Source organism: Algoriphagus lutimaris (assembly GCF_017051705.1).
Classification (GTDB): domain Bacteria; phylum Bacteroidota; class Bacteroidia; order Cytophagales; family Cyclobacteriaceae; genus Algoriphagus; species Algoriphagus lutimaris.
In genome coordinates, this window is sequence record NZ_JAFIDJ010000001.1 from 329132 (window position 1) to 355413 (window position 26282).

At 36.8% G+C, this 26282-nt stretch carries 25 protein-coding genes and 1 tRNA gene; 7 read left to right on the forward strand and 19 right to left on the reverse strand.

The window, feature by feature from the left end; all coding sequences use genetic code 11:
- Positions 1-93: 93 nt before the first annotated feature.
- Positions 94-182, reverse strand: a tRNA-Ser gene (locus JYB62_RS01300).
- 599 nt (positions 183-781) lie between these two features.
- Between JYB62_RS01300 and JYB62_RS01305 the strand changes: the two genes are divergently transcribed.
- Both JYB62_RS01305 and JYB62_RS01310 read left to right on the forward strand, forming a co-directional pair.
- Positions 782-973, forward strand: a complete 192-nt coding sequence (locus tag JYB62_RS01305; RefSeq protein ID WP_205643645.1) for a hypothetical protein — start codon at positions 782-784, stop codon at positions 971-973.
- 265 nt (positions 974-1238) lie between these two features.
- Positions 1239-2489 carry a hypothetical protein gene (locus JYB62_RS01310; protein WP_205643646.1) on the forward strand — a complete coding sequence of 417 codons (1251 nt, stop codon included), beginning with the start codon at positions 1239-1241 and terminating at the stop codon, positions 2487-2489.
- Here the strand turns inward: JYB62_RS01310 and JYB62_RS01315 are convergent.
- Positions 2486-4012, reverse strand: a complete 1527-nt coding sequence (locus JYB62_RS01315; RefSeq protein WP_205643647.1) for a hypothetical protein — start codon at positions 4010-4012, stop codon at positions 2486-2488. The two genes, JYB62_RS01310 and JYB62_RS01315, sit on opposite strands and share 4 nt — an antisense overlap.
- A 51-nt stretch (positions 4013-4063) precedes the next feature.
- The gene (locus JYB62_RS01320) at positions 4064-5275 is read right to left on the reverse strand and encodes an S-adenosylmethionine:tRNA ribosyltransferase-isomerase (protein WP_205643648.1); all 1212 of its coding nucleotides are present in this window, start codon (positions 5273-5275) and stop codon (positions 4064-4066) included.
- Between the two features lie 72 nt (positions 5276-5347).
- On the opposite strand from JYB62_RS01320, the gene JYB62_RS01325 reads away from it, so the two are divergent.
- Positions 5348-6430, forward strand: a complete 1083-nt coding sequence (locus JYB62_RS01325) for an o-succinylbenzoate synthase (RefSeq protein ID WP_205643649.1) — start codon at positions 5348-5350, stop codon at positions 6428-6430.
- Here JYB62_RS01325 and JYB62_RS01330 read toward each other — a convergent pair.
- Positions 6427-7494, reverse strand: a complete 1068-nt coding sequence (locus JYB62_RS01330) for a lactonase family protein (protein ID WP_243431413.1) — start codon at positions 7492-7494, stop codon at positions 6427-6429. The two genes, JYB62_RS01325 and JYB62_RS01330, sit on opposite strands and share 4 nt — an antisense overlap.
- A gap of 243 nt (positions 7495-7737) precedes the next feature.
- Between JYB62_RS01330 and JYB62_RS01335 the strand changes: the two genes are divergently transcribed.
- A complete protein-coding gene (locus JYB62_RS01335) occupies positions 7738-10272 on the forward strand; it encodes a phosphoenolpyruvate carboxylase (protein WP_205643651.1) in 2535 nt (844 codons plus the stop codon).
- Between the two features lie 58 nt (positions 10273-10330).
- On the opposite strand, the gene JYB62_RS01340 is transcribed toward JYB62_RS01335, so the two are convergent.
- The 11 genes from JYB62_RS01340 to tamL all read right to left on the reverse strand — a co-directional run bounded on the left by JYB62_RS01340 (position 10331) and on the right by tamL (position 20753).
- The gene (locus JYB62_RS01340) at positions 10331-10972 is read right to left on the reverse strand and encodes a hypothetical protein (RefSeq protein WP_205643652.1); all 642 of its coding nucleotides are present in this window, start codon (positions 10970-10972) and stop codon (positions 10331-10333) included.
- A 17-nt stretch (positions 10973-10989) separates the two neighbouring features.
- A complete protein-coding gene (locus JYB62_RS01345) occupies positions 10990-11535 on the reverse strand; it encodes a DUF4136 domain-containing protein (protein ID WP_205643653.1) in 546 nt (181 codons plus the stop codon).
- A 145-nt stretch (positions 11536-11680) separates the two neighbouring features.
- On the reverse strand, positions 11681-12271 hold the full coding sequence (locus JYB62_RS01350) for an outer membrane beta-barrel protein (RefSeq protein WP_205643654.1): 591 nt from the start codon (positions 12269-12271) through the stop codon (positions 11681-11683).
- 4 nt (positions 12272-12275) lie between these two features.
- Positions 12276-12923 (reverse strand): DUF4136 domain-containing protein, encoded by a 648-nt coding sequence (locus tag JYB62_RS01355; RefSeq protein WP_205643655.1) that lies wholly within the window; start codon positions 12921-12923, stop codon positions 12276-12278.
- A gap of 19 nt (positions 12924-12942) precedes the next feature.
- Complete coding sequence (locus tag JYB62_RS01360) at positions 12943-13419, reverse strand: hypothetical protein (RefSeq protein WP_205643656.1); 477 nt, start codon at positions 13417-13419, stop codon at positions 12943-12945.
- 118 nt (positions 13420-13537) lie between these two features.
- Positions 13538-14737: a BamA/TamA family outer membrane protein gene (locus JYB62_RS01365; RefSeq protein WP_205643657.1), complete on the reverse strand. Its 1200-nt coding sequence runs from the start codon at positions 14735-14737 to the stop codon at positions 13538-13540.
- Positions 14737-15978, reverse strand: a complete 1242-nt coding sequence (locus JYB62_RS01370; protein WP_205643658.1) for an OprO/OprP family phosphate-selective porin — start codon at positions 15976-15978, stop codon at positions 14737-14739. The genes JYB62_RS01365 and JYB62_RS01370 overlap by 1 nt, the downstream gene beginning before the upstream one ends.
- A gap of 102 nt (positions 15979-16080) precedes the next feature.
- Complete coding sequence (locus JYB62_RS01375; protein ID WP_317194618.1) at positions 16081-16734, reverse strand: outer membrane beta-barrel protein; 654 nt, start codon at positions 16732-16734, stop codon at positions 16081-16083.
- Between the two features lie 161 nt (positions 16735-16895).
- Positions 16896-17471 carry a phosphatase PAP2 family protein gene (locus JYB62_RS01380; protein ID WP_205643659.1) on the reverse strand — a complete coding sequence of 192 codons (576 nt, stop codon included), beginning with the start codon at positions 17469-17471 and terminating at the stop codon, positions 16896-16898.
- A complete protein-coding gene (hemF, locus tag JYB62_RS01385) occupies positions 17468-18379 on the reverse strand; it encodes an oxygen-dependent coproporphyrinogen oxidase (protein ID WP_205643660.1) in 912 nt (303 codons plus the stop codon). The genes JYB62_RS01380 and hemF overlap by 4 nt, the downstream gene beginning before the upstream one ends.
- 13 nt (positions 18380-18392) lie before the next feature.
- Positions 18393-20753, reverse strand: coding sequence for a translocation and assembly module lipoprotein TamL (gene tamL / locus JYB62_RS01390; protein ID WP_317194619.1), 2361 nt, complete (start codon positions 20751-20753; stop codon positions 18393-18395).
- 79 nt (positions 20754-20832) lie between these two features.
- Here tamL and JYB62_RS01395 point away from each other — a divergent pair, with 79 nt between their 5' ends.
- The 3 genes from JYB62_RS01395 to JYB62_RS01405 all read left to right on the forward strand — a co-directional run bounded on the left by JYB62_RS01395 (position 20833) and on the right by JYB62_RS01405 (position 23526).
- On the forward strand, positions 20833-21579 hold the full coding sequence (locus JYB62_RS01395; RefSeq protein ID WP_205645380.1) for an RNA methyltransferase: 747 nt from the start codon (positions 20833-20835) through the stop codon (positions 21577-21579).
- Positions 21579-22565, forward strand: a complete 987-nt coding sequence (locus JYB62_RS01400) for a bile acid:sodium symporter family protein (RefSeq protein ID WP_205643662.1) — start codon at positions 21579-21581, stop codon at positions 22563-22565. The genes JYB62_RS01395 and JYB62_RS01400 overlap by 1 nt, the downstream gene beginning before the upstream one ends.
- Positions 22566-22644: 79 nt before the next feature.
- Positions 22645-23526, forward strand: a complete 882-nt coding sequence (locus tag JYB62_RS01405; protein WP_205643663.1) for a hypothetical protein — start codon at positions 22645-22647, stop codon at positions 23524-23526.
- 54 nt (positions 23527-23580) lie between these two features.
- Here JYB62_RS01405 and JYB62_RS01410 read toward each other — a convergent pair whose 3' ends face one another.
- The 4 genes from JYB62_RS01410 to JYB62_RS01425 form a co-directional block, all read right to left on the reverse strand.
- The gene (locus tag JYB62_RS01410; RefSeq protein ID WP_205643664.1) at positions 23581-23841 is read right to left on the reverse strand and encodes an acyl-CoA-binding protein; all 261 of its coding nucleotides are present in this window, start codon (positions 23839-23841) and stop codon (positions 23581-23583) included.
- Between the two features lie 122 nt (positions 23842-23963).
- The gene (locus tag JYB62_RS01415) at positions 23964-25250 is read right to left on the reverse strand and encodes a citrate synthase (protein ID WP_205643665.1); all 1287 of its coding nucleotides are present in this window, start codon (positions 25248-25250) and stop codon (positions 23964-23966) included.
- A 244-nt stretch (positions 25251-25494) separates the two neighbouring features.
- The gene (locus JYB62_RS01420; RefSeq protein WP_205643666.1) at positions 25495-25917 is read right to left on the reverse strand and encodes a BrxA/BrxB family bacilliredoxin; all 423 of its coding nucleotides are present in this window, start codon (positions 25915-25917) and stop codon (positions 25495-25497) included.
- A gap of 23 nt (positions 25918-25940) precedes the next feature.
- Positions 25941-26279 (reverse strand): DUF59 domain-containing protein, encoded by a 339-nt coding sequence (locus tag JYB62_RS01425; protein WP_074224740.1) that lies wholly within the window; start codon positions 26277-26279, stop codon positions 25941-25943.
- Positions 26280-26282: the final 3 nt, after the last annotated feature.

The following is a 26282-nucleotide window of genomic DNA, read 5'->3' on the forward strand; positions in this document are numbered from 1 at the left end:
CGTTCGTTTTGGTCTTTTTATTTCATAGCCACTCAAGCAAGCTTGGTAGTTAAAAACAAAAAGCCCTTCCGCTATGCGAAAAGGCTTGCTTTGCAGAGGGTGGGGGATTCGAACCCCCGGTACGGTTTGACCCGTACGACAGTTTAGCAAACTGCTGGTTTAAGCCACTCACCCAACCCTCTATTATGTGTTTCCAAAATAATATTCTGGAATTAAGTTTAGCAAGCTGCTGTCCCGATAACTATCGTGGATAAGCCACTCACCCAACCCTCTATTATGTATTTCCAAAATAATATTCTGGAGTTAAGTTTAGCAAGCTGCTGTCCCGATAACTATCGTGGATAAGCCACTCACCCAACCCTCTATTATGTGTTTCCAAAATAATATTCTGGAATTAAGTTTAGCAAACTGCTGTCCCGATAACTATCGTGGATAAGCTACTCACCCAACCCTCTATTTTGACTTTAGGAGAATAGGAAATTATTCAAATAAACCTCCTTGTTTCCTTAAGGCGTTGCAAATATAAATCAATTGATAAGATTATAACAAGCTTCAGAGGCATAGAAATCATTTCTATTTTACTTTTTTGTTAAAATACTGGTAATCAAAAGAAATAATTTACATGTTCGTAATTCCTTTTTGGTAAAAATACCCAGTACTGGGTATTTCTATTGAATTTCGCTTTTATAAATTTGTGATCAATCCTCTTTTAAAAACTATGTTAATACAAACTAGCAACGGAAATTTTTTGATAGAAAGAAATAATTTGAAATCAGATTCTGTGAAAATTAAAACTAACTCAAAAGAAGAACTCCAGCGATTTTTTGGCTCTAATCAGATTATTTTTACTTCGAACTCAGATTATCCATACCATATTTTTGCTTGTAAACAAGAATTTGCGAATGCATTGATTCTGATGGTAAAAGAGATAGAATATTCTGAATTTATCAACCATGAGCTGATTAATCGATAATCTCAAAAAAACTTGAAATTTTTTTTAGAAATGCTTTTCAGGGATGAAAAGCATTTTTCGTTTAATCACTTACTTTTTTCTGTCTTATAAAAATATTAATTCGAATAACCGATTTTTATAGTATAAAATTCTTTAAAAGCATCTTTTTTTAATTGATAATTTTTATCAATCTTTAAGTTCAAAGAATCAAGAAGTTGTCACCTAGTACTTCTTTAATGCTGTGATTAGTGCTGAAAAAATAGAAAATCTTATTCCGGAGGTTTTAATGGATTCTAATCATTTTTTTCTCATCCTGATGGATGTGGAAGGAAATCTATTGGACTCTAATAAAATCTTTAAAGAGACTGTTGAGGGAGTAGAAACTGCTTCCTTGTCTTCGTATTTGTCTGAAAGCTCTTGTAGTGATTTTGCAAATACTTTAGATGAGTTATTGTCTTGCCCAAAGCAAAAGCAGCACTTACTATTAGAATTAAAAGGATATCGAGGTAATTCTAAGGTTTGGATTGAGTTTTCAGTCATTACCAATCTTGATATGGATTTATTAGGTGTGGTTGGGATAGGAATAGATTTTCAGTTTCTAAAGCAAGAAATACCATTAGAAAATCTTAGTGATCTTCTGGGTTTATCAAGTATCCTATTAGACAAGGATTTCTGTGTAATTGAAGTGGAGGATGTAGTCAGAAATTGGCTTGGGATTGAGTTCGAGGATTTTTCTGGCAAAAGGATATTTGAATCTGAGCTTGGTTTGGAGATAGTAAATAATACCTCGTGGAAGAGCTTTTTGGTGGGTGATGAAAGTTCTCAATTTCTGCACCTAATAGATTCCAGACGGGGTCATGAATTTACGGGCTTATTGGTCCGATATAAAAAAGGATATCAACTTTTTTTACTTCCAAAAATGAAAGAATCATTTTCTCTTCAGACTACAAAACCATTTAGTGAAACTCAATTAACAGCAATTCCAGGGTCTGTTTGGGTAGTGGATTCAGATATGAAATTAATCCAGCAAAATAATGCGGGGAAAGTACTTTCAGAATCATGGTCTGGGTCGAAGCTTTTAGAGGGGGCAAAGCTCCAATTTACTTCCAGTTCCTCTAGATTTTCCCAATTAAAGGAAAATGTGAGAAAATGTCTTTTGAAAGGAATTTCCTCAGAAATAGAATTGAACCTCAAATTAAAAGAGGGTGAATTTGGTTTTTGGAAAGTAATAGTAAAGCCTGTTTTGAGTCCTAATGGGGATCGAATTGCAGCTTTGATACAAGCGATAGACATTTCTGCTTGGGGAAATAAACTAGTGGAGATCCAAAATGAAAATAAAATGCTTAAAGAGCTGGCATTAAAACCTTCTCATGTATTGCGTTCTCCATTGTCATCTATGTTGGGACTTTTGGACCTGATCGATCCTCATCAATTGGACATAGAGAATCAAAAATATTTTTCATACCTCAAACCATTGGCGAAAGAATTGGATGATGTTATCAGAACTAACGCCAAAAAGATGAGTGTGTTTGATTAATAAAGCCCAATTATGTTCATTTCGCTCAGTTTGCCAGGGATATAAACTTCTCCAAAATTTATCTCTTCTCCAGAAATAATGATCTCATTATTTGTCCTGAAAACGACCCCTTCTGTTTGGGAAAGAATAGAAGGACTTCCTAGATAAACCCTTCTTTTTCTTCCACTGAAAAACTCAGTATTACTAAAATCTGAAAACAACCAGATAAAAGATTGGCTAGCAATTCCCTTATTTTCATAGCCTAAAAGAGCAATTACTTTTCCATCTGGACTTAAATCTGCTCCAGTTATTAATCCTTGGGTATCGAATTCCTCTGTAGGTGATACTTCTTGCTTTGTTATTTCATCCTTTATCACGTAGTGCCTAGTTTTTCCATCCCCTCGGTTTTTGGTAAATAGATGAAGTTGGTTGTTCAGGAAAAAGAAACTTTCACAATCAAAGTTATTGCTCTCCATTGGCCCGGAAAAATTCACCTGATCAGCAAATGAAAACTCTATTATTTCTGCCACTAAACTATTGGAATGAAGGAGTTCGTCTTTTGAGACTCTAAGAATACTTAAGTTTTTTCTACTTCCGATGTTGTTCCCAAAGTCTCCAATATAGACATGAGACTCACTTTGGGCTAAATCCTCCCAATCTTCATTGAAGGCATTATCTATAGTTATTTCTCGTATTAGTTGACCGTCTTCTGGATTGAACTCTTGAATTTTGGGGTCATTGTCTTTATCATTTATGGAAAATAATCTTCCATTGATGAGTGCTAACCCAGAACTTTCGTTGAGGGACGTTCCTAATTCAGCTTGAATCCAGGGTAAAAGGTTGATTGGTTTATGGTCCAAGTCCAGATTTACTTTCTCCTGAATTAGTTCAAAGTCAATTTTTTGAAAAGTACTAAGTGCATTTTCATTTTGTTTCTGGATAATTTTTGCCAGGTGATGAAAAGAGGTCGATTGGCTGATTACCTTAAAACTGGATGATGGATTATTCGATGTAAGTTCTAGGGTAGTTTTTATGCCTGATTTGATGTATTTGTAATAGACCTCCTTATTCTTATTGAGTTGGATTGAGGGATGCGAAATAAACTTAGGAGCGGGTGAGTCAGGACTTTGTGAGAGGGTCAATAAACCATAATCGGTGTCTACGGGAAATCTCCATGATTGCTTTTCTTGATTGAGGTTTAGTTGCCCCTCAGCTTTTAAAGGTAAAAAATCCGAAAAATCTGGACTGACAGATATCGAATGAAAAGTATAATTCCCCAATGGTAGTTCGATTGAAAAAGACTTTTCAATAGTGTTGGGGTTCAGCTCTAATTGAAAGGTTTGGTTGGTTTCATTGGTGAAGTTGACTATCATGGAATTAGTCAACACATGTGTCCAATTTGTTCCATTATCGTTGGAAAGTGGGAAGTTTCCCAAATCTATTCCTGTAACCGTAAGTATTCCATTACCAGGCCTTGGTTTTTCATCTTCTTTACATGAAAACAAAAAAGAGAATGCCAAAAGGATAAAAAGAAACTTCTTCATTATTGAGCCCAAATGAGGGATTACTAAGTTGGATTAAAGCTAATTAAGAATTTAATCTATCCAAAGTAGACTGCTATCCCCGTAACTCAAGAATCTATAACCAGAATTTAATGCTTCCTCATAAATTTCTCTCCATCGATTACCAAGAATAGACGCTATTAAAAGAATCAAGGTAGATCCAGGTTGGTGGAAATTGGTAATCAACCCATTAACAACTTGAAATTGGTAACCTGGGAAGATGAAAATTTCCGTTGAACCCACTAACGTATCAATTCCTTTTGCTTCCATATGACTTAGAATAGCTTGAAAGGAATCTTTGTAATGAGGATGAACGGAGGATTCTGTATATGGATAAAGTTTAGGAATGTTGAATTCCTCTCCATCATTTCTCAATAGCTTCACACCGTACCAATACAGACTTTCCAAGGTTCTGACGGAGGTGGTGCCTACCGCTACAATCTTTCCCTGATGTTGGAGCAGATTTCTGATGGTGTCAATAGCTACATGGATCTGTTCGCTATGCATGGGGTGCTCAATGACATTTTTCGACTTGATGGGTTGAAAAGTCCCCGCACTGACATGCAATGTTACTTCCTCCGTTTTCACTCCTTTTTTTCGGAGTTTTTCTAAAACTTCATTTGTAAAGTGAAGTCCAGCGGTTGGGGCAGCCACTGCACCCTCTTTTTGGGAATAGACTGTTTGGTATCTATCACGATCTTCGGCTACTGGCTTTCGATTTAAATAGGGCGGTAATGGGACTTCTCCACTGGCTTCCACCACATCGACAAACGCAATCTGTTCTTGATCCCATGAAAACTCAACCTCTCTACGATCCCTATTGATTAATTTGGCAGAAAGGATTATTTCTTGATTTTGATAAATGATCCTTCCCTGAAGGATTTCTCCATCTTTCCATTTTTTTAAATTTCCGATCATGGTCTCCCAAATCACTGGATGCTTCGCAAGCATAATTTCAGGGATGACGGTAGTAGGGGCGATGGGTTGAAGTAGGAAAATTTCAATTCGGGCACCTGTTTCTCGTTGAAAAATAAGGCGTGCAGGAATGACTTTGGTATTGTTATAAACCAAAAGACTATCCTCCGGCAATAAATTGGGGATGTCCGAAAATCGCTGATGTGTAATTACCTGATTTTTGAAATGGAGGAGTTTGGAAGAATCCCTTTTTTCGAGCGGAAACCTAGCAATTCTCTCTTCTGGTAATGTATATTCGTATTCCTTTAAATCAATCTGGGGGATATTCATGTACTTTTTCCTAATTCGCTGGCAAATATAGCCCTTGTAAACAAAATTACCGATTGGCTTACTGATTAAACTATGCAGACTATTCCAACCATCCGATTTGAATTCATTAAAAGGAATCTAATTTTTCGATTCGATGCTGGAACCTCAAGAGGGGTTTTGAAAACGAAAGAAGTGTTTTGGATTAAGGCCTTTCGCGAAAGTGAACCTGAGTTGATCGGATGGGGAGAAGCGGCTCCATTGGTGAAATTAAGTCCAGATGACAGGCCTGATTTTGAGCAGGTATTGAAAAAAACGCTCCGGTATTTGGAAAAGGAATCCTGGTCCATGGAGGAAGCCTCAATTTTGGTAAAGGTAGCCAATTTGATCCCATTTGAATTACCGAGTATTCGATTTGGAGTGGAAACAGCATTGTTGGATTTGTTGAATGGCGGTAATCAAAAGATTGTTTCGAATCCATTTTATGAGAAAGGGCTTCCAATTCCTATTAATGGGCTCATTTGGATGGGAAGTGCTGAATTCATGAAACAGCAAATTGATGAAAAGTTGGCCCAGGGGTTTCACTGCATCAAAATGAAAATCGGAGCCATTGATTTTGAAAAAGAGCTTGAGTTATTACACTATATCCGCAGCAATTATTCCGATTCAGAAATCACGTTGAGAGTGGATGCGAATGGAGCATTTGCACCCGAAGAAGCACTATCTAAACTGACTGCTTTACATCAATTGGATTTGCATAGCATCGAACAGCCGATTCGGTCCGGGCAGGGTGAAGAAATGAAGAAGCTATGCATGGCCTCTGAATTACCGATCGCTTTGGATGAGGAACTCATAGGAGTCAAGGATAAAGCCGGGTTATTGGATCAGATCAATCCTCCTTATATTATTTTGAAGCCAAGTTTATTGGGAGGTATTAAAGAAACCAGAGCTTGGATCAGCGAAGCCGAAAAACGTGGGATTGGCTGGTGGATGACTTCCGCTTTGGAAAGCAATATAGGCTTAAACGCCATTAGTCAGTTGACAAGTCAATATCAGCCATCCATTCCACAGGGGTTGGGTACCGGGAAGTTGTTTCACAATAATTTGAATTCTCCGCTAACTGTTCGTGAGGGGAATATTTATTACGATGTCAAAGTTCCTTGGGAAATACCCTCTTAATCTGGTAATTGAAATAAGTAAACTGGTTTATGGACTTTAACTTTCCAGTTTGTCAAGGCTAAAGTCCCATTTTCTTCATTTCTTTCGAATACCACTACATCATTGCTAGCCTGATGTGCAGCTAATAGGTATTTTCCGTCATTAGTGAGGTTGAAATTTCTCGGCATGAGTCCCCCGGAGCTACTATTTTGGATTCTTGAGAATGTTCCATCTTGAGCTTTTTTAAATACAGAGATAGTGTTGGCATCCCCCCTGTTGGAAACATAAATATTTTCACCATCGGGAGATATTTTCACTTCAGCTGCACCCACTGCTCCTTTGAAATTTTCATCCAGTAAATTGAGTCTTTGTTTTGGAGTGAAGGTGTCATTGTTGAACCCAATTATTTCTAGGGTGGCAGACATCTCTTGAACTAAGAAGATGGTATCACCACCTTTTGAAAAAACTAAATGTCTTGGTCCATCTCCTGCGGAAAGACTCAATTCATTGACCAGAGACAAAGGCTCTTCATCCTCCGGGCTTACCTTGTAATTGTATAGTTTATTGGTTCCAAGGTCTGCCACCAATAGCCTGGACCCATCAGGGCTGAAAACTGTACTATGAACATGGGGGCCTTCTTGCCTATCAGGATTTGTACCTTTTCCATGATGCTGAATGGTTTGCTGATGTATCAGCTTCCCTTCCGGGGTGATTTCATAGATACTTAGACTTCCTCCCGTATAATTACCTACAGTAAGGTGTTTTTCATTTGGGGATAAAGCTAAATAACAAGGGTGATCACCGAAAGATGGCATTTTGTCAACAAGCTCCAATGAATCTGAAGTCATATTTAGATTAAAACTGAGTACCTCTCCTCCCTTTACTCCGGCAGATTCTTCCAAAGCAAATACACGGTTTCCCTGTTTATTGGCTATTACGAAAGACGGATTTTGCACATCAGGCGTTAATAGGGTAACTTCAAGAATATCCTTACTCGGATTGAATTTCAATAGATTGATCCCTTGATCAGCAGAATCTGTATAGGTGCCTATTAGGAAAGTGTATGTGTTTTCGGATTTATCCATAGGAGGAGTGGAAGGGTTTTTACAAGAAAAACACAGAATAAATAAGAGGGTAATAGTAAAAATTGATTTCATCTGGGAAAGATAGAAAAATATTCAGTTGTTTATGATTGCTCGAAATGTTGAGAATTGATAATTTTCATGTAAAAAATTAAATGATTTGCCTTTTCTGTTATTGATTAGGTAAATAATTGGGTAAAACTTAGAATTTTATTTAATTTGGTAAGCTTATTAAACCGGACCCTGATGCATAAAACCTATGATACTGAAGTCGCGAAGCGATTTACGATTTACAACAGTTTATTTTTAGATCTTCCTTTTGATGATATCTACCGTACCGGAACTTTATTACCAATTTTAGGTACAGCATGTCAGAAAGGCTTTCAATCTGGTCTCACTCCAAAGCAGATCATTGAAGGTTTTTTTGAGGAAATGATGTCAAACAATACCGAGACAGAACAGACCAATCTTTTGTTTAAAATGATCCAATATGTGGAGAGGCAAGTGGTATTGTTTGACTCCATAGAAGATGCTGCATTCGAAAAAATCAATGATTTGAGTGGAAAAGGTTCTATCAAAGCCTTGATTGCTAGGGCAGATAATGATCACAAGCGAGAAGCCTTGATTGAGAAGCTGAAGAATTTTTCTGTTCGCCTTACGTTGACGGCACACCCCACACAATTTTATCCCGGCAGTGTTCTTGGAATAATTACTGACCTCGAGAATGCTATTCGTTCTGATGATATTGGTAAAATTAATTTGTTGTTAAAGCAATTGGGTAAAACTGGTTTTATCAATAGGGAAAAACCAACCCCCTATGAAGAAGCCATCAGTTTGATATGGTATTTGGAAAATGTGTTTTATCAAAGTATTTCTGATATCACCATAAGGTTACTTTCTACCCTAGATATACCACTTCATACTTGGGAAAACCCAGGCTTATTGAAAATTGGATTTTGGCCAGGTGGAGACCGGGATGGTAACCCATTTGTAACCCATGATACCACCGTCAAAGTAGCTGAAAGGCTTCAGAAGTGGATTCTAAGATGTTATTATAGAGATCTTAGGAAGCTGAAAAGAAGGTTGACCTTCAAAAATGTAGAGGATAAAGTACTTCATATTGAGCGATCTATTTATAAAACTCTTTTTGAGGATGAGGCAGTTTATACTTCCATAGAGCAACTTTTGGACGATCTGCTAAAAGTTAGGGAGACGTTGATTCAAGATCATAATGGAATGTTTATAGATCTTCTTGACCAATTTATTTTAAAAGTCAAGATTTTCGGTCTCCATTTCGCTTATATGGATGTAAGGCAGGATAGTAGAAAGCATGATAGCCTTTGGGGAGAAATATTTGAATTGAAAGGGATTGATTGGGCTGAAACAGAAGATGATCAGATTGAGCAAATTTTGGCCATAAAAGATTTACCTGCAGTAGAAGAAGTGCAAGATGATTTTCATAAAGAAATGCTACAAACTTTTGGGGTGATTGGACAAGTCCAAAAATCCAATGGAGAAGAAGCATTGCATCGCTATATCATTTCTAATTGTCAATCTAGAAAGCACCTGTTAGAAGTGTATAAATTGGCAAAACTCACAGTGGGAGAAGGGAAAAAGAATCTGCCTTTGGATATAGTTCCTCTTTTTGAAACGATTGATGATTTGGCAGAAGCTCCAGAGATCATGACTTCCCTCTATCACTTGCCCGAGTACAGAGCACATTTAGCAAGCAGAGGTAATAAACAAACCATTATGTTGGGATTCTCCGATGGAACAAAAGATGGTGGTTATCTTCAAGCTAATTGGTCCATATTACGAGCAAAAGAGGAATTGACAAGAGTTTCTCGGGAGAATGGCATTGAGATAGCCTTTTTTGATGGTAGGGGAGGACCTCCAGCAAGAGGTGGTGGAAACATGCATAATTTCTATGCTTCCTTGGGGGAGAAGGTTGAAAACTCAGAAATCCAAGTTACGATTCAGGGACAGACCATTTCTGCCAATTACGGTAAACAAGCTTCCTGCACTTATAACTTTGAACAGTTGTTGAGTGCTGGATTAGAGAATCATTTGTATTCTGATTCGGAAAATAACCTCAGTGAAAGCCAAAGGGCATTGATTCAGGAACTTGCAGATAAGGCTTATGAATCCTACAAGGACTTCAAAAACCACGATAAATTTGTTCCGTACCTGGAACATGTAACTCCGCTGAAATATTTTGGAATGACGAATATTGGCTCTAGACCTCTAAAAAGAGGAAAAGGCGGGGGTCTTAAATTTGAAGATTTGAGAGCGATTCCTTTTGTGGGTAGTTGGGCACAAATGAAGCAAAACATCCCTGGTTTTTATGGAGTGGGAACAGCCATAGAAAAGCTTGAAGAAGAAGGGCGAATAGATGAGGTGAAAGAACTCTATCAAAATAGCTTGTTTTTCCGGACCTTGCTTGGTAACTCTATGCAGTCTCTCAATAAATGTTTTTATCCGGCAACGGCATATTTGAAGGATAATAAGAATTACGGGGAGTTTTGGCAAATTATGTTTGATGAATACAATAAATCAATACTGAAATTGAAAGAGGTTTCTGAAATGGAAGAGTTGATGGGAGATAATCAAGTAAGTAAAAAATCCATTGCAATTCGTGAAAAAATTGTTCTGCCTCTGATTACCATTCAGCAATATGCGATTCAGTCCATGCTAGAATCTGGAAAGAGTTCAGAACTATTTCAGAAATTAATTCTTAGAAGTATGTTTGGAATTATTAATGCCGCAAGAAATGCAGCGTAAGAACTATTAAAAAAAATAAGCCGCTTTCATCAAATGATGGAAGCGGCTTTTTTTGGTTTTATTTACCGGCAATTAAGCCGTCTTTGATCAATTGATAAACTACCAATTCAGAAAAACTTCTGGAAAAGGTTTCGATCGAACTAGGATTGGTTGTTTCTGATTGAGCTGACCAAACAAGTGTTTCAGTTTGTACATCATAGAGGTTCATCTCTAAATAATACTTCTTGTCTGTAGAATAGTATCCTGGGTTATACATGACAGGATTATAGTAAGAATAATACCCATAGAATCTACCATAATAACCTCCATACATCATTGGTGAATACATGGTAGTACCAGGTACATATCTGGTTTCAGATGTTTGATCCAATAATGCAATTGTTAAAATTGCATCACTACCTCCTTCTTTGATGGCCTTTAACGTAGCATCTTTGTTTTCTTCCGTAGCTTTGAAGCCGGGAGGAATGATGTCAAAAGAGCTGACAGCAGTAACCCCTCTCTCTTTCAAATGAGTGTTGATGTCATTTTCAATGGTCTGTCTGGCTACCAAATTACTGGAAATCCCTGTTACAAAGATGTTCTTATATGGTTCTGAAGGAGTGTCTGGCCCCGTCCAAGATCCAATAATTTTGGAACTTGGAGAACATGAAATGGCAAATGCCAAAATTAGTAAAGTGAATACTATATTATTCTTTTTCATAATTGAAGGGAGAAGATTTAATTTTGGTCAATTTCTTTGAACAATTCACTCACTGCGAATTGAATAGCTTCCGCTTTTTTATCGTCTTTTTTAGGGACTACCCGATCAATAGAACCTATCCAGACTGCTGTATTTAATTTTGAATCTATTAGGTGCAGGGTAATGCTCCCTTCTTTGTAGGTATTTACAGGCACCTCTTCACTTTTCCAGGTATACCGTCTTTGTCCTGTGTAGGTAAATGGATCTGTAGCCAAACTAGTTGTCCTGGTTTGTACTTTATCCTCAACCAATAGTCCTATGTTTACCAATAAATCTGGATTGGAAGAAACACTTAATCCACGAGTGCTCATCTCTGAGTCAATATCCTTCTTGATCAAGTCAATGGCTTTTTGAAAATATGGATTGTCAGGGGCTGTATTTTCAATTTCCATGAAACCATAACTTTTAAAGTCGGAAAGGTTGAAATTTTGGTAGTCCTCACCCTCCACCGTCACCAAAGAAGAAGTACATCCAAAACTGACTAACAACATCAGGTAAGGAAATAGTAGCTTTTTGATTTTCATTTAATTGATATTTTAATTCAATTACTAATACTGAAGGATGTTACAGAAAGTTTGATCTTATCCAAAAACAGAACCATTACATCCAAAAGATTGGTCCAAGCAATCAATTGTATATAACGAAACTGATGTAAGTTGGATCAACTAATTAATTGAAAATTACAAAGCCGAAGTTAAAATTGATATTTGACTGGCTATCAAAATTATCGCCACCTGTCCCCATCAAATATTTGGCTCCAAATTTAAAAGCCATACTTGAATTAGGTTGGATTAATGCTCCCACTTCAGGTTTGATAGCAAATTGCCAATGCGTCTTACTCGAAGTGTAAATTCCCATGTCAAGTCTTCTATTACTTGCCATAGTTCCGATTCCTAATCCCGCATAAGGTCTAAATAAGCCAGTTCTAAGTGCATAGTAATTAACGGTAGCTAAAATTGGCCAAGTATATTGATAGCGATATTGAACACCTGAAATAGATGCTGAACCTTCTGTATAAACTTTTTCATCTTCTCTTTTATATAATGTGGTATGTCCAGCTTCAAGGCCAACAGCTACACGAGGGTTAATGAATTTTTGAAATTCAAAATTGATTCCTCTTCCAGATGGGTTGTTTATATAATCGGAGGTGTTTCCAAGAGGAACGGTAACTACATAATTTACTGAAAACAAAGAGTTTTGAGCAGCAGCAATAAAGGAAATACCTATAAATAATAGGGTAGTGATAAATATATTTTTCATGTCTTTATTTTGCTAAATATGGTGATTGTTCGAAGGCTTGTTTGATACTTGCATTTACACGATTGTTGATGCTGTTTTCACTTCCTTCTATTAATCCATTAAAAATACCTGTCCAAAGAACTGGGATTTTTTCAGTTGCATCAATTGCGTTAGGATCAGTCATTTGCATTAGTAAAGTTCCTGTTCTATATCTTGTAATAGTGGGTGGATAATAACCTGGGTACCACCAGCCCCATCCTGGTCCCCATCCTGGGTAAAACCAACTCCAATACCACCAATCATAGTAATAGTAAATTTTGTCAGTTTGAGATACTGATGGTAAAATGATTAAATCAGGGTTGACTGTGGAAGCTACTTCCGTATACCCTAATTCATTCATATTACTCCTTATAGAGGATAAAATGAGGTTTCCAAATTTTGGGTCAAGGTATTCCGGCTCATCCCCAGGCTCTCCTCCTATAAAGTCATCTGTGATTAATACTACTTTGTCTGGGAGGGAATACGTTGATTTGGATTGAAAATCATAGCTAACATCATAGTTGGTGTAAACTAAATCCAATTCATCTATGAAATCTGCTCCCCCTGGGCTACAGGATATTGCAAGTACTCCTAGTGTAAGTATTAATGAGATTTTGAGTAATTTTTGTTTCATTTTTAATTATTTGGTTTAATTAATTCTCACCTATAAATGGAAGTTCTTGCTGTAGCGCATTCCGTATGGTATTATGAATATAGGTGTCGATTTGTAAAAACTTTGCAGCATTAATAGCTGAAGTTGCTTTCTTAAATTTTTTGTAATATTTGGAATGAAGTTTTGAAAGTTCTATATCATTCTTGATGGATCTCTTTGCTAAATCATCCGCTTCGTATTCGCCCAAGGAATTGTAACTATTAAGATAATCATCAATGATTTTTATGCGATCTCTGGAAATTTTTTTTCTCTCAAATTCATATTCTTGGTATACAATCCAAAAAGCCGACGCAATACTTTCCGGTAAATCCATGTAGGCCTCTACAATCATTTTCTTATCATTACCAAAAGCTTCCTGGATTAGAGTTATTTCATCATCCACTGTCATCTCTTGACTATAACCAAAGTTGACTGCAAAAAACATGCATACTATCAAAGGAACTAAATAATTTTTCATGGTTTTCTTGAGTTAGTGAGTTGTAATATTAAAAATAAAGCTTGTAAATTATTTAAACTGTTAAAAGTTAAAAATTTAAAGGATTAAGTATAAATATTTATTGAATAATGTCAAACAGTTAAAATGTTTCATTCACATTGAGGTAAAATCCTGAATTTCCTTTTTTGCCAAAACCATAATCAGCTGTAATGGTAGTTCTGTTTTCCTTATTGATCATCACGCGTAGTCCAACCCCATATGCCGCATTAATGTTTTCCAAAAGTTTCTCTTGGGTCATTTTACTTCCAAAAGAAGAAGCATTAATGAAAAGTGTTCCTCCGAACGTTTCTTTCTCTTTTTGTAAGGGGAAACGGTATTCAGTTTCAGCATAAACCATAGTTTCTCCTCTAAATCTTCCTTGCGCATAACCTCTTCCTCCTCGTCCAAAAGTGTCATAGCCGATTGAAGGTAAACTCATGTAAGGGAGATCGCCTGAGACTAAAAAGTTTCCTAATCCCCAAACTCCGATGAGATGTCGTTTCCGTCTGTCGCTTAAGTTAAAATAATGCCTATAATCTAATAGGAGGGAAGAGGAAGTTTTCTCAGAGCCTAAAAACTTTGGATTTATTTTATAAGAAACCAGTGCAAAGTTTTTCTCATAGGGAGATACGGCTATATCTCGATTTTCAAAAAGGCCATTGATGGTTATACCTGATAATGTATAACGCTCTTCACTAAAGCCTAACTGAGCATTATAGTAATCATGAGAAAATATCAATTCTGTGGGACCGGCTTCCGTATCCAGAAAATTTTCAATCTTGGAATAAATGTCCAAGTGGTAACCGATACCCAGATAGAATTTAGAGTCACTGATTCTTTTTAAAACTGCTTCATAGAATCTAAACCAAGAAAAGTCCATTTGCTGCTCACCCCAAAGAACCCCCGCCTGATTGGGATTTTCTGTGGGGGCATTGGGTGCGGTACTTCCCAATCCAAAAGTAGGCTGTGAAGTGATGAAATACCTCCAGTCTCCCCATAAAATCCATTTATCCTCAGAAAGAAAAATATTCGATCTCGAACTAAAAATCCATTGTTTTTTAGTGGTGTATAAAAAATTCCCCACCAAATTAGACAAATGGGTGTCCTCAGGGTTGCCCATTCGCCATGTAGCCGATGGAGCCACTCCAAATAACCAACCATTGGCAGGGTTAGATCCTATGGCAGGTAATGGAACAATTTTAAAGTCCCTAATTTGATTTTTTTTATAAGTAACAGAATCCTGAGCATATATATTTCCAAAAAGGAATAGACAAATGGTTATAGTCAGGAGCTGTTTCATTAGAAGGATATATCGAATTGCAGTCTAAATCTTAATTCATCACTTTGAGGAAGTTCTTTATCCTCAAAAGTGAATTTCGTGATTTCTGTAGTAAGTTTATTCAAATGACCCACAAAAAACCAATTAAATGCGAGTGCCGTTTCTCTTTGTTTGTTTTGTGAAATGGACATGTCCGGACTAATAACTGCATACCTTATTGCCACTTCTAGAGGTTTTGGCCAAAAATCAACCACTTGATTTGGGAAATATCCTGCAGTGAAATACATGCCTCCTAAGGTAGTACTCCCACTGTCTTCAAAATTATCGACAATGTTTTTTCTATGGAATTCACTAGCCCAAGAAAATCCTTTGTAAATAAAAGCAGTTTCAATATTATATTGCTTTATCGTGTATTGGCCATCGTTAGTACCTTCAAATCCTGCTAAATTTCCTCCTCCCGAACTAGAGAATCTTGTATAGGGGCTGGTATTGGTGACCCCTGCAATTGCAATCAAAGCAGCTGGTTTCTCAGAAATAGTTATATCACCACCTGAAAATGGGACTTCTCTTCCCAATAAATTCCACTGGAATCTCCCAAAATACATCAATTTGGAATCATCATTAAATCTCGATCCTCTTCCTGTTCCTGTAAAAGCTCCAAGCCAATAATTAAAGTTTGAAGCTCCTCCGCCATCTAAATTTCCATAGATAGATAACCCTTGTTGCCTATCCACAGTAAAGAATCTATTTAACAAAGATCTATCTACCAGTTGTTGGCTACCACTGCTTATGAAACGCTCTCGGGTGAATTCAACTTTCCATTGGCCGGCTTTAAATTTTAACCAAGGGAATTTTTCAATCATAATCCGGAAGTCCAAAAGAATGCTTTGGCTTAGCTCATATTCGAAATAATATTTTAACCAAGGTTGATATGCATGGCCGCCTATCTTTAAACGTGCTCTATTGATTTTGAAAAGTTTTACATCCTGATTATTAAAATCATTAAAAGTGATAGGGTCTTGATCGTCAGGAACAGCAAATCTAAACTGGAGTCTACTGGCAAGCTGTAATTCAAATTTTTCATCTGCCGTAGTAAACACAAAACCTTTTGATGTGTGTCTAATTGGTTTTTCTTTTAAAACGGATTCCTGTTTGACTGAATCTTTTTCTTGGGCGATGGCACCAAAGCTTAATAGGATTAAAGATAGTCCGAGCAGGTGTTTGAAGGTAATAGGAAAAGGTAAGTCCCTAAAGAAATCCATTTAAATTCTGATTTTGAAATTTGAGAATGCAAAGAACGTAAAATGCATTGAGAATATGATATTTTCCCAATGCATTTTTATAATTTTTCCAAGAGAATAAATTTAACTCCCGGGGATTCTAAATACCAGACCTCCTTCAAAACCGAACTGGAATAAGGAACTATAAGAAGAAAGTCCTGCTCCTAAACCTCCAGATCCGAAGTAAAGACCTCCACCAATGGCTTGTGTGGCAGAGAATAAACTTGCCTGCACCCTAAAGGCAACATTGCTCGATAACCAAAAGTTAGCCCCACCTCGAATGTTATAAGAGAATTTTGTAGCGGAGCTACTTTTTCGGGTGTCGGGATTGGAGATATTAAAAATCCCCATTCCTATTCCTCCTCCCGCAAAAGGTTCTACTACTTCAGATACTGGGAAATACCTAGTACCATTTAACATGATCCAGTTAATGGCCATGTCAAAATCTGTAAATCTGGGTCCTCCTTGAAAGCCAGTGTCAAGATAGGTAGTAGGAGCGTTGGTGTCTTGTCTCAAGTATTGTATTTCTATAGCACCCCGGTTAGGAATATGGTATTCCAGACCTGCTCCCCATCGGAAACCATCTTGAATTTGACCGTTGAAATAAGATGAGCTAGAATAGTAAGAATCTACTTTGTCCTTGAATATATAGCCACCATAGGTGTTTACTCTAAATTCCTGTGCCATAGCACATCCGGAAATGATAAATAGAGCTAGAGATAGAAATGTATTTTTCACTGTCGGTAAGTTTAATTCAACTGAATGGATTAGAAAAGAGCCTTAATTATAAGGAAAAAGTAACTATTATTCTTTAGATGATTAAATGAAACCTCTCAATTGTTAAAAATATCTGATCAGAATCATTTTTAGTTGCCAGTGCTCACTTTTATTGATTTTGCTTATTTGAGTAAAGATTTCAGGATTTCTCTTTTTATAAAAACGATCAAAAACCAACTGATCAATCCAGCTAAAAAGCCTATGAATGCTCCAATCAAAACGTCTACAGGATAGTGTACACCTAAATAAATTCTAGTGTAGGAAATAATAGCCGCCCAGAGAAATAGCCATTTTAGATGCTTAATGTTTTTACCCACTTTAAGATTAAGGAATGTAGCAATAGCAAAAGTATTTGCAGCATGAGAGGAAGCAAAACCATATAGCCCTCCACATCTCCCATAATTATTTATAATTCCTTCCCATCGCTCATCATGACAAGGCCTCAAGCGTTCAAAAAAAGGTTTCATAAAACCTGAGGTAGTTTGGTCTGCTATAAGAATTGACAAAGCAACGCCTCCAAATACCCACCAGCTAATTTTAGGATCTGCTTTGTAGATAAAATAAATTAAAACGGCATAAAAGGGGAGCCAAGTTACTGTTTGAGAAATTTGGAACATGATAGGGTCCATCCATTCCCAATGGATAGAGTTTAAAAAAATGAAGAGACTCTCGTCCCATTTTTTGAGGGTTTCAATCATAGAGTAAAGTTTATCCAGTCCACTCCCTTATTTAGATGGTTTAAAGTAAAGCTTTCTTCACTACCTATTTCTGGTTGATGCATGTATTCCCAACTAGCTTCTGGTGGCATACTCATTAAGATACTTTCAGTCCTTCCGTTAGTGTCAAGGCCAAATTTTGTTCCTGCATCCCAAACCAAATTGAACTCTACATATCTACCTCGTCTTAATTTCTGCCAAGCCACTTCTTTTGGTCCGTATGGAATTTGGTGGTTCTTTTTCATAAAATAAGTGTAAACCTCTGGAAACAGCTTACCAACGTTAAGGCTGAAATTAAGAATGTCTTCAAATTCCTGATCAGAACTGGCTTTTAAATGGTCATAAAAAATCCCTCCAATCCCCCTTGTTTCATTACGGTGTTTTATAAAAAAGTAGTCATCGGCCCATTTTTTATAGCTTGGATATGCATCTTGATTAAATTGGTCACAGACTTTTTTTACTTCCGAGTGGAAGTAAGAGGCATCTTCAATATTGATATAATGTGGTGTGAGGTCAATACCACCTCCAAACCAATGAACTCCATTATCCATTTCAAAATAACGGATGTTCATATGGATAATGGGTACCATAGGACTTTTTGGATGTAATACGATAGACACTCCTGTGGCATAAAAATTTGCTTTCTCAAGCTTGAGCTTCTCTAGGATTTTAGTAGGTGTTGGTCCATGAACTGCCGAAAAAGCAACGCCTCCTTTTTCAATTATTTCTCCACCTTGAAAAATTCTGGTTCTCCCACCACCTCCTTCAGGTCTTTCCCATTTGTCTTCATGAAACTTCCCTTTTCCATCTCCAATTTCAAGCTGGTTACAAATAAGGTCTTGAATACCTTGGTATATTTTAGAAATTTCTTCCTTGCTTTTTCTAGCCATAATCTGATTTGAATTAAAAAGGATAACCAATGCCAAAGTTAAACACAGTTTGCCCTTTTTCACCCAACGGTCTTTTAAAACTTAATTTGTTGAGAATCCATCGTTCGCCTTCAGGCCTTGCTGGGTCAATGGCTTTGGTGGCCATATCAAGTCTGATAATTAGGAAGTCAAAATCCATACGGAGTCCGATTCCTGTTCCAACAGCAATTTCTTTATAAAATCGATTGATCCGGAAATCACCACCTGGTCTTGAATCTTCAACTCCTATATTCCATGCATTTCCGGCATCTATAAATAAGGCCATGTCAAAATAACCTACAAGTTTTCTTCGGTACTCGAGCATAGACTCTATGATCATCTCCGAAGGCTGCTCAAATCGGTAATCAAAGTATCCATTTTCATTTATAGGAGGTGTGAAGCTCCCGGGACCAAGTCGCCTTGCTTGCCAAGCCCGGATACTGGTACCTCCTCCAGCAAAAAAGTATTTTTCATAAGGCAAAATCCCATTACTTACTCCATAGGGCTGTGCAATTCCAAAATTTAAGCGGTAGGCAAATGTTTGTTTTTTATCTATAGGCAAGTATTTTCTAAAATCTGCTTGTAATTTCAGCCATTGGAACCTTGCAAAGTCTGTGGTTTCGTTATTGGATGGCGCATTAAAAAAATTAAATGAAGTACCGCCACTCTCAAGAAATAGTTTTAAAAGAGAAGAGCGGTTGGTTTCAAATTCACCATATCTGTTGAAATTAATGATGGTTTGGCCAGAAATACTACTTACAATAGAAGGAAGAAAAGACCATGCTAAATTATTGCCTTGGTTAGCAAGCTCTTCCAATACATCAATAAATTCCTGGGTGATTTTTGGTGTTCTAATATAGTTGATATCCAATAGATTGAAAGTGTATTGCTGTCTATTAGATCTAGTGGCCCAGGTATAAGAAAGTAAACCGTTGAGTCCTGAACGGGTATATTCTGGTCTGTTTGTATAGTTGTAACCAATAAGGGTTCGGGTATTAGGATTGTACCTGCCGTACCTTTCCAGACTTCTTGGAGAGAAAGGCATTAAGAACCTGGGGAAAATTACGGAAGCTGATGTTCCTATTTCCCTACTTTGATAAACCCCTTGATCTGTAGCGGAAGCCACCCCTTCTAATCCAGCTCTAAAATTAAATTCTAAGATTTCTCCAGCTCTAAAAAAGTTTCTATTCCTAAGGGAGGCAGAGAAAAATGGACCTGGCAACTGTTCGGTAATGCTAAGACCCAATTGATTCGTTAGTTGATATTTTTGATTGGGTTGGGTTTGAATTTTCGCAGTTAGCGAAGTTCCAACTGTGTCAAAAGAAATGTTTACAAATCGAAATAAGTCGAGGTTGTTTAATTGTCTTTGGGATTCAAGTACTTCAGATCTGTTATAAACATTGCCGCTATCTAAAAATACTCTCGAAGAGAATATTTTTTCAGAATATCTATTCTTATAAAATGAAAAGTCGATATCTCTGTAACTTCTTGTAATTTTTTGATCTATGAAATCATTACTAGGCGGATTTACCCGGAAATAAATAGAATCAATTGTATATATCTCATGTTTTTCTGCAAAAGTGGGTTTTCTTATCAACTCTTCAATAACAACCGATTTTTTACTCGTATCCTGAAAAACATTGTATTCGATAAATGATTTCGAAAACATAAAGAAACCGTTGTTTTTCAATAGGTCTTCAATTCTATTTCTTTCTGATACGATGTTATTTTGATTATAATTTTCATGGAGCTTTAAATGGGTTTCTGATTTTGACCTATCCAATAAACCTAAGATTTCTTCATTATCAGACCTTACGTAAATAGAGTCAATGAGGTAAGGTCGATTTTCTTCTACCTCATAGGTTACAAATGCTTTTTTCTTTTTGGTTTCGACTTTGAAATTGGTAGAAGCATCCATATACCCCCTGTTGTATAGGAAATTTCTAATTTCATTGGTAGAAACCTTGGTGTCTGCGCTGTCTAAAACTGTAGCAGGATTTCCTGTTCGCATGACCAGATTTCCAAATTCAGCTTTCTTCTCTAAGCTCTCTACTCTTGATTCTAATTTGTCTTGCTTTTTAATTAATTTTCTGTTGTCAGAATTTTCTCCACGTGCCCTTCCAATAGAATCCAATTCTTCTTTTTTCAGCTCTAGTTTTCTGGCAACTTTAGCACTGTCATAAAAATTTTTCCCAAACCTATAAATATTTACTCCCAATGAAATGTTGGTCAAAGGGATCCTAGTATTAGGTTCTTGAATGAGTAATGGGTAAAGATCTCCTTGATTTACTTGGTCAAGCCCTGTAATGTTGTTTTGAAAGATCACATATTCTCCATCAGGGATGTTTTTAGTCACAGAACAGCCTGCCTGGACTAAAAGGACACAGATAAAAAGTATATATTTGGTGAATTTCAAAACGGGAGAACAGATCGGAATGCTTAGCAAAAATACAGTTAAGTTTATAAAAACCTTACATCAAAAGAAATACCGAAACCTAGAACAAAAGTTCTTTTTAGAAGGAGAAAAATCAGTTTTAGAGGTCATAGATTCGGATTTTAAGATTGAGTTGCTGCTTGCAACAGATCAATTCATGGAAAGTAATGAAGAAATCATGCAATCTTTCCGGGGTGAGGTGTTGAATGTGACCCAAAAACAATTGGAAAGTGTCGGGCAATTCCAAAGTAATGACAGCGCATTAGCGGTAGTTTGTATGAAGCCCAATCAATATTTTGAAAGACCAAAAGAAGAGTTAGTAATTGCATTGGATGATGTGAGAGACCCAGGAAATTTAGGTACAATTATTAGGATTGCTGATTGGTATGGGATAAAGCATTTACTTTTTTCAGAGCAAACTGCAGAGTTTTATAATCCAAAAGTAATTCAAGCAAGTATGGGATCATTCACTAGAGTGAAGTTTTATTATGGGGATTTGGCAAAAGTCTTTAATCAATGGCAATGTCCTGTATATGGAGCTTATTTAGATGGAGAAAATATTCATCAAATAGATCAAGTGAACCCTGGGATTCTATTAATGGGAAATGAGTCCAAAGGGATTTCAGAGGAGCTTGCTCCTATGGTCACCAATAAATTAACAATTCCAGGCTCTGGAAATGCTGAGTCATTGAATGTAGCAATTGCCACGGCAATACTGTGTGACAATTTTAGTAGGTTGGGTGTCTAATGATTCGAAAATTACTAAGTACCTTAAATAAGGTTGGAATTAATGGGTTTTTATTAGGGATTTTTGCTGCGATTTTTTTTGGCTATTTATTCCCGTTTTTTGGTTCCTCAGAATCTACGGTTCCTTGGAAACCCATCATCAATGTGGGGATTGGATTTGTATTTTTCTTTTATGGGGTCAAATTAAATCCCCAACAATTGAAATCAGGATTAAAAAACTGGAAGTTACATTTACTGATTCAATTGACTACCTTCTTAGTATTTCCGCTACTGGTTTTTTTGATTTTCAGCTTTCTTCCTTTTATTAATCAGGATTTTAGACTTGGGATATCTTATCTTTCTGTCTTACCATCCACCGTGAGCGCTTCGATAGTGATGGTTTCTATCGCTAAAGGGAATATTCCAGGAGCAATTTTCAATGCAAGTATCTCTAGTTTGTTAGGGGTGATTATTACTCCGGCCTGGATGGAAGTGTTGGGGAACTCGTCCAATTTTGAGATTGACTTCGCCGGTACTTTAGGAGAATTATCAGTTAAAGTATTGTTGCCAGTTATAGTGGGATTATTGTCTCATAATTGGTTATACCCAAGAATTCAAAGCCATATAGGGAAGGTGAAATATCTGGATCAGACGGTCATTATGATTATTGTTTTCACTTCTTTTGCAGAGTCCTTTGCTCAAAATGTGTTTTCACCATATAACTATTCAACGCTCGTTGAGGTAAGCGTGACCATGTTGGGATTGTTCTTTTTGGTGATGGGAGTGGTCGAACTACTTAGTAGGATTTTGAGGTTTTCTAGGGAGGATAAAATTACCGCTCTTTTTTGCGGATCTAAAAAATCCTTAGTTCAAGGTGTGGTGATTGGCAAAGTCATTTTCCCTGATCCTGCTATTCTAGGATTGGTATTACTTCCTGTCATGCTTTATCATATTCAACAATTGATAGCAGGGTCAATTATAGCATCTAGTTTTGGTAAAAGGATTTAAAAACAAAATATTACTTTTTCCGGTTTTTTGATCGAACTATATATTTTGTATTTTCAATTGAAATAAATTTCTAAAAGATATGAAAGCTTTTAAAAGGGCATTTTATGTGCTTTTTTTAATTTTCGCGATGGGTTTTTCCCTAAGTTATGAAGCTCAAGCACAGGATAAAACGGATATTTTATTCTTGAAAAGTGGGGAGAAAAAAGAAGGTAAAGTAACGGGGATTACAACTTCACATGTCAAATTCAGGTATATAGGCGAAGAATTTGATTATGAAATTCCAAAAACAGATTTAGCGAAGATCCAATTTTCCAGTGGGAGGGAAGAAGTATTTGAGGTCGCTGAAACTGGAGCAACGGTAAGCACTTTACCTCCTCCTCCAAATGCTGCAGATGCCCATAATAAGATAGCAGTTTTACCTTTTCAGTTTATTAGCAATGATCCAAGTATGGATTCTAATTCCTTAAGTAATCTGGCTCAAAACACAACTGCGAATTCTATTCGAGAGCAATATGGAAACTTGATGTTGCAGGATCCGATGACCACCAACGCCTTGCTAGCGAAGAGTAATATTGACCAATCCAACATCACTTCCATGACACCTGCAGAAGTAGCGAATTTGTTGGGGGTGGAGTATGTGGTTTATGGTACTGTCAACTTAACAAACAAAGGAGCCTCTACTTATGGCAGCTCAGGCACTACTTACAAAGAGCGAGAAAAAACAGATTACAACAGAGGGAAGACTGATGAGCGAACCAAAGGAAGTGCTTTTACCTCTTCAAGTTCCTCAACGACCATTGAGTATGATACTTCTGTGGACTTCCGATTATTTAATAACCAGGGTACAAACTTATACTCTGATTCCAGACATGTTTTTGGGAGTGATGTGAACTCCTATGAAAATGGAATTAACTACATGATCAAAAGGACGCCATTTGGTTCTAAATACGGAAAAAAGTGATTTTAATAATACCGATAAAAAAAGCAGGTCTGAAAATTTCCAGACCTGCTTTTTTTATAAATAAGACTTAGAAAGCTCTTCTACCAGTTCAATGTATTCTTTTTCAGCCTCAGACTTAGACTTGCCTTTCAAGTTTAGCCAGCTATGGTATTTCGCTGCCGCCTTAAAGTCGAATCCTCCTGGTTTTTCTCCTGTATTATCCCCTTCGGTGGCCTGCTTATAAAGGCCATATAGTTTGAGGAGCTCTTCATTAGAAGGCTTTTGCGTAAATTTCTTGGTTAAATCAATCGCTTGGTGTAGATTTTCTAATTTCATAGTAAACTGGTTTAGGCTATTTTAGTTTCCAAATATTGCGCCAATTTCAGAATTAATGAAATGTATAGGTATAAAAAAAGCCAGCGTTAGTGCTGGCTTTTTTTTTGTAATTCAGGAATAAATTATCTCTTATTCATGGAAACATATTCGCGTTCGTTTGCTCCCACATAGACTTGTCTTGGACGTCCAATAGGCTCGTTATTTTCACGCATTTCTTTCCATTGCGCAATCCATCCTGGAAGTCTTCCTAATGCAAACATCACAGTAAACATATCGGTAGGAATTCCTAGTGCTCTATAGATGATACCTGAATAAAAGTCTACGTTTGGATATAACTTTCTATCGATAAAGTATTGGTCATTCAATGCAGCATGCTCCAATTCTTTAGCAATATCCAAGACCGGGTCATTTACACCTAATTTGGTCAATACATCATCAGCAGCTTTTTTAATGATTTTTGCTCTTGGATCGAAGTTTTTATATACTCTATGTCCAAAGCCCATTAATCTAAATGGATCATTTTTGTCTTTTGCTTTGTCCAGATATTTCTTAGCATCTCCGCCATCCGCTTTAATCGCTTCAAGCATTTCAATCACCGACTGGTTCGCTCCACCGTGTAGGGGACCCCAAAGCGCATTGATTCCAGCAGAGATAGAAGCATAAATACTAGCTTGAGAGGAACCAACAATTCTTACAGTAGAAGTAGAACAGTTTTGCTCATGGTCTGCATGTAAAATCAATAATTTATCCAAAGCAGAAGCAACTACTGGATCTACATCGTACTTTTCAGCTGGAAGTGCGAACATCATTTTTAGGAAGTTCGAACAGTAATCCAATGAATTGTCAGGGTAATTTACTGGATGTCCAATTTCATTTTTATATGCCCATGTAGCAAAAGTTGGCATTTTCGCTAGCAATCGAATAATGCTCATATTTACTTCATCCTCACTTCTATTCGGGTTCAATGATTCTGGATAGAAAGCAGTCAAAGAACAAATCAAAGAAGAAAGTACTCCCATTGGGTGAGAATTAGAAGGGAAACCTTCCAGAATTTTTTTGATATCTTCGTGTACTAGCGTATGGTGAGTGATTTCTTTAGAAAAGGATTCATACTCAGCCTGCGTAGGAAGCTCACCATAAATTAATAAGTAGGCGACCTCTAGGAAAGTTGACTTTTCTGCAAGATCTTCAATTTTATAACCTCTGTAGCGAAGGATACCTTCTTCACCATCTAAAAATGTAATTGCACTGGTAGTTGAACCAGTGTTTTTAAATCCCGGATCAAGGGTGATTAAACCGGAAGCTCCTCGAAGCTTTGCAATGTCAATTGCAGATTCATTTTCTGTGCCGGTAATTACCGGGAATTCATACTCTTGTCCTTTGTAGGACAACTTAGCGGATTCAGACATATAACAGGTTTGTTTGGATTGCTCTTTAGAAAAAACTTAGAATTTCGGGCTTAAGTTAATAAAAGCATGTTGTTTTTTGGATGATAATTGTATTAAGGGAGATATAATTCTTCGATTAATTGATAAACTGACTTAATCGCAGAAAGTTTATAGGATATTTTGAATAATTAACTGCATGTTTTTTATCCCAGATATCTACTATCTCCAATAGTTGAATAAAAAAAGCCCCGCAGGGCTATTTTTATTAAGCACAAAAGTGCTCAAATACTTCCACTAGGTGGTCTCCGATCATTTTGGCATTTCTTCCCTCGATGTGGTGACGCTCAATAAAATGAACTAATTCACCGTCTTTGAATAAGGCCATAGCTGGAGAAGATGGAGGGTAAGGAAGCACGATCTCTCTGAACTTATCGACTGCCTCTCTATCATTTCCTGCAAATACAGTTCCTAGGACATCAGGTTTTACTTTTGCATGATCTAAAGCATATTTCACTCCAGGTCTTGCAGCACCTGCTGCACACCCACATACTGAGTTTACTACTACAAATGTGGTTCCTTTTTGGTCTGGACCAAGTTTTTCAGCAACAATTTCGGCTGTTCTAAACTCCTCAAAACCTTCATTAGAAAGTTCTGCTCTCATTGGAGCAATTAATTCTTCTGGATACATATGTTCTATTATTTAAAGTCTATTTATAAAAAACCTAATTCTAATTTCGCTGCTTCAGACATCATATCTTGAGAATAAGGCGGATCAAAAGTAAGTTCAACTTCTACATTACTAATTCCCTGAATCTGCTGGATTTTATCCTTCACTTCTGATGGGATAAATTCTGCCGAAGGGCAATTTGGAGAGGTTAATGTCATAAGTACATAGACATTATTTACGGGATATACTGTTATCTCATAAATTAACCCTAATTCATAAACGTCTACAGGTATTTCAGGATCATAAACCTGTTTGATAGCAGTAACAACTTTCTCCTTCAAATCTGTTATTTGTCCCACACTTGTATTGTTTTCAGTTTCCATGAA

Excerpts from the sequence above, each read along its gene's own strand:
- JYB62_RS01310 (WP_205643646.1), top strand. The coding sequence starts at position 1,239 with ATGGATTCTAATCATTTTTTTCTCATCCTGATGGATGTGGAAGGAAAT.
- JYB62_RS01315 (WP_205643647.1), bottom strand. The coding sequence starts at position 4,012 with ATGAAGAAGTTTCTTTTTATCCTTTTGGCATTCTCTTTTTTGTTTTCA.
- JYB62_RS01320 (WP_205643648.1), bottom strand. The coding sequence starts at position 5,275 with ATGAATATCCCCCAGATTGATTTAAAGGAATACGAATATACATTACCA.
- JYB62_RS01325 (WP_205643649.1), top strand. The coding sequence starts at position 5,348 with ATGCAGACTATTCCAACCATCCGATTTGAATTCATTAAAAGGAATCTA.
- JYB62_RS01330 (WP_243431413.1), bottom strand. The coding sequence starts at position 7,494 with ATGGATAAATCCGAAAACACATACACTTTCCTAATAGGCACCTATACA.
- JYB62_RS01335 (WP_205643651.1), top strand. The coding sequence starts at position 7,738 with ATGCATAAAACCTATGATACTGAAGTCGCGAAGCGATTTACGATTTAC.
- JYB62_RS01340 (WP_205643652.1), bottom strand. The coding sequence starts at position 10,972 with ATGAAAAAGAATAATATAGTATTCACTTTACTAATTTTGGCATTTGCC.
- JYB62_RS01345 (WP_205643653.1), bottom strand. The coding sequence starts at position 11,535 with ATGAAAATCAAAAAGCTACTATTTCCTTACCTGATGTTGTTAGTCAGT.
- JYB62_RS01350 (WP_205643654.1), bottom strand. The coding sequence starts at position 12,271 with ATGAAAAATATATTTATCACTACCCTATTATTTATAGGTATTTCCTTT.
- JYB62_RS01355 (WP_205643655.1), bottom strand. The coding sequence starts at position 12,923 with ATGAAACAAAAATTACTCAAAATCTCATTAATACTTACACTAGGAGTA.
- JYB62_RS01360 (WP_205643656.1), bottom strand. The coding sequence starts at position 13,419 with ATGAAAAATTATTTAGTTCCTTTGATAGTATGCATGTTTTTTGCAGTC.
- JYB62_RS01365 (WP_205643657.1), bottom strand. The coding sequence starts at position 14,737 with ATGAAACAGCTCCTGACTATAACCATTTGTCTATTCCTTTTTGGAAAT.
- JYB62_RS01370 (WP_205643658.1), bottom strand. The coding sequence starts at position 15,978 with ATGGATTTCTTTAGGGACTTACCTTTTCCTATTACCTTCAAACACCTG.
- JYB62_RS01380 (WP_205643659.1), bottom strand. The coding sequence starts at position 17,471 with ATGATTGAAACCCTCAAAAAATGGGACGAGAGTCTCTTCATTTTTTTA.
- hemF (WP_205643660.1), bottom strand. The coding sequence starts at position 18,379 with ATGGCTAGAAAAAGCAAGGAAGAAATTTCTAAAATATACCAAGGTATT.
- JYB62_RS01395 (WP_205645380.1), top strand. The coding sequence starts at position 20,833 with ATGCTTAGCAAAAATACAGTTAAGTTTATAAAAACCTTACATCAAAAG.
- JYB62_RS01400 (WP_205643662.1), top strand. The coding sequence starts at position 21,579 with ATGATTCGAAAATTACTAAGTACCTTAAATAAGGTTGGAATTAATGGG.
- JYB62_RS01405 (WP_205643663.1), top strand. The coding sequence starts at position 22,645 with ATGAAAGCTTTTAAAAGGGCATTTTATGTGCTTTTTTTAATTTTCGCG.
- JYB62_RS01410 (WP_205643664.1), bottom strand. The coding sequence starts at position 23,841 with ATGAAATTAGAAAATCTACACCAAGCGATTGATTTAACCAAGAAATTT.
- JYB62_RS01415 (WP_205643665.1), bottom strand. The coding sequence starts at position 25,250 with ATGTCTGAATCCGCTAAGTTGTCCTACAAAGGACAAGAGTATGAATTC.
- JYB62_RS01420 (WP_205643666.1), bottom strand. The coding sequence starts at position 25,917 with ATGTATCCAGAAGAATTAATTGCTCCAATGAGAGCAGAACTTTCTAAT.
- JYB62_RS01425 (WP_074224740.1), bottom strand. The coding sequence starts at position 26,279 with ATGGAAACTGAAAACAATACAAGTGTGGGACAAATAACAGATTTGAAG.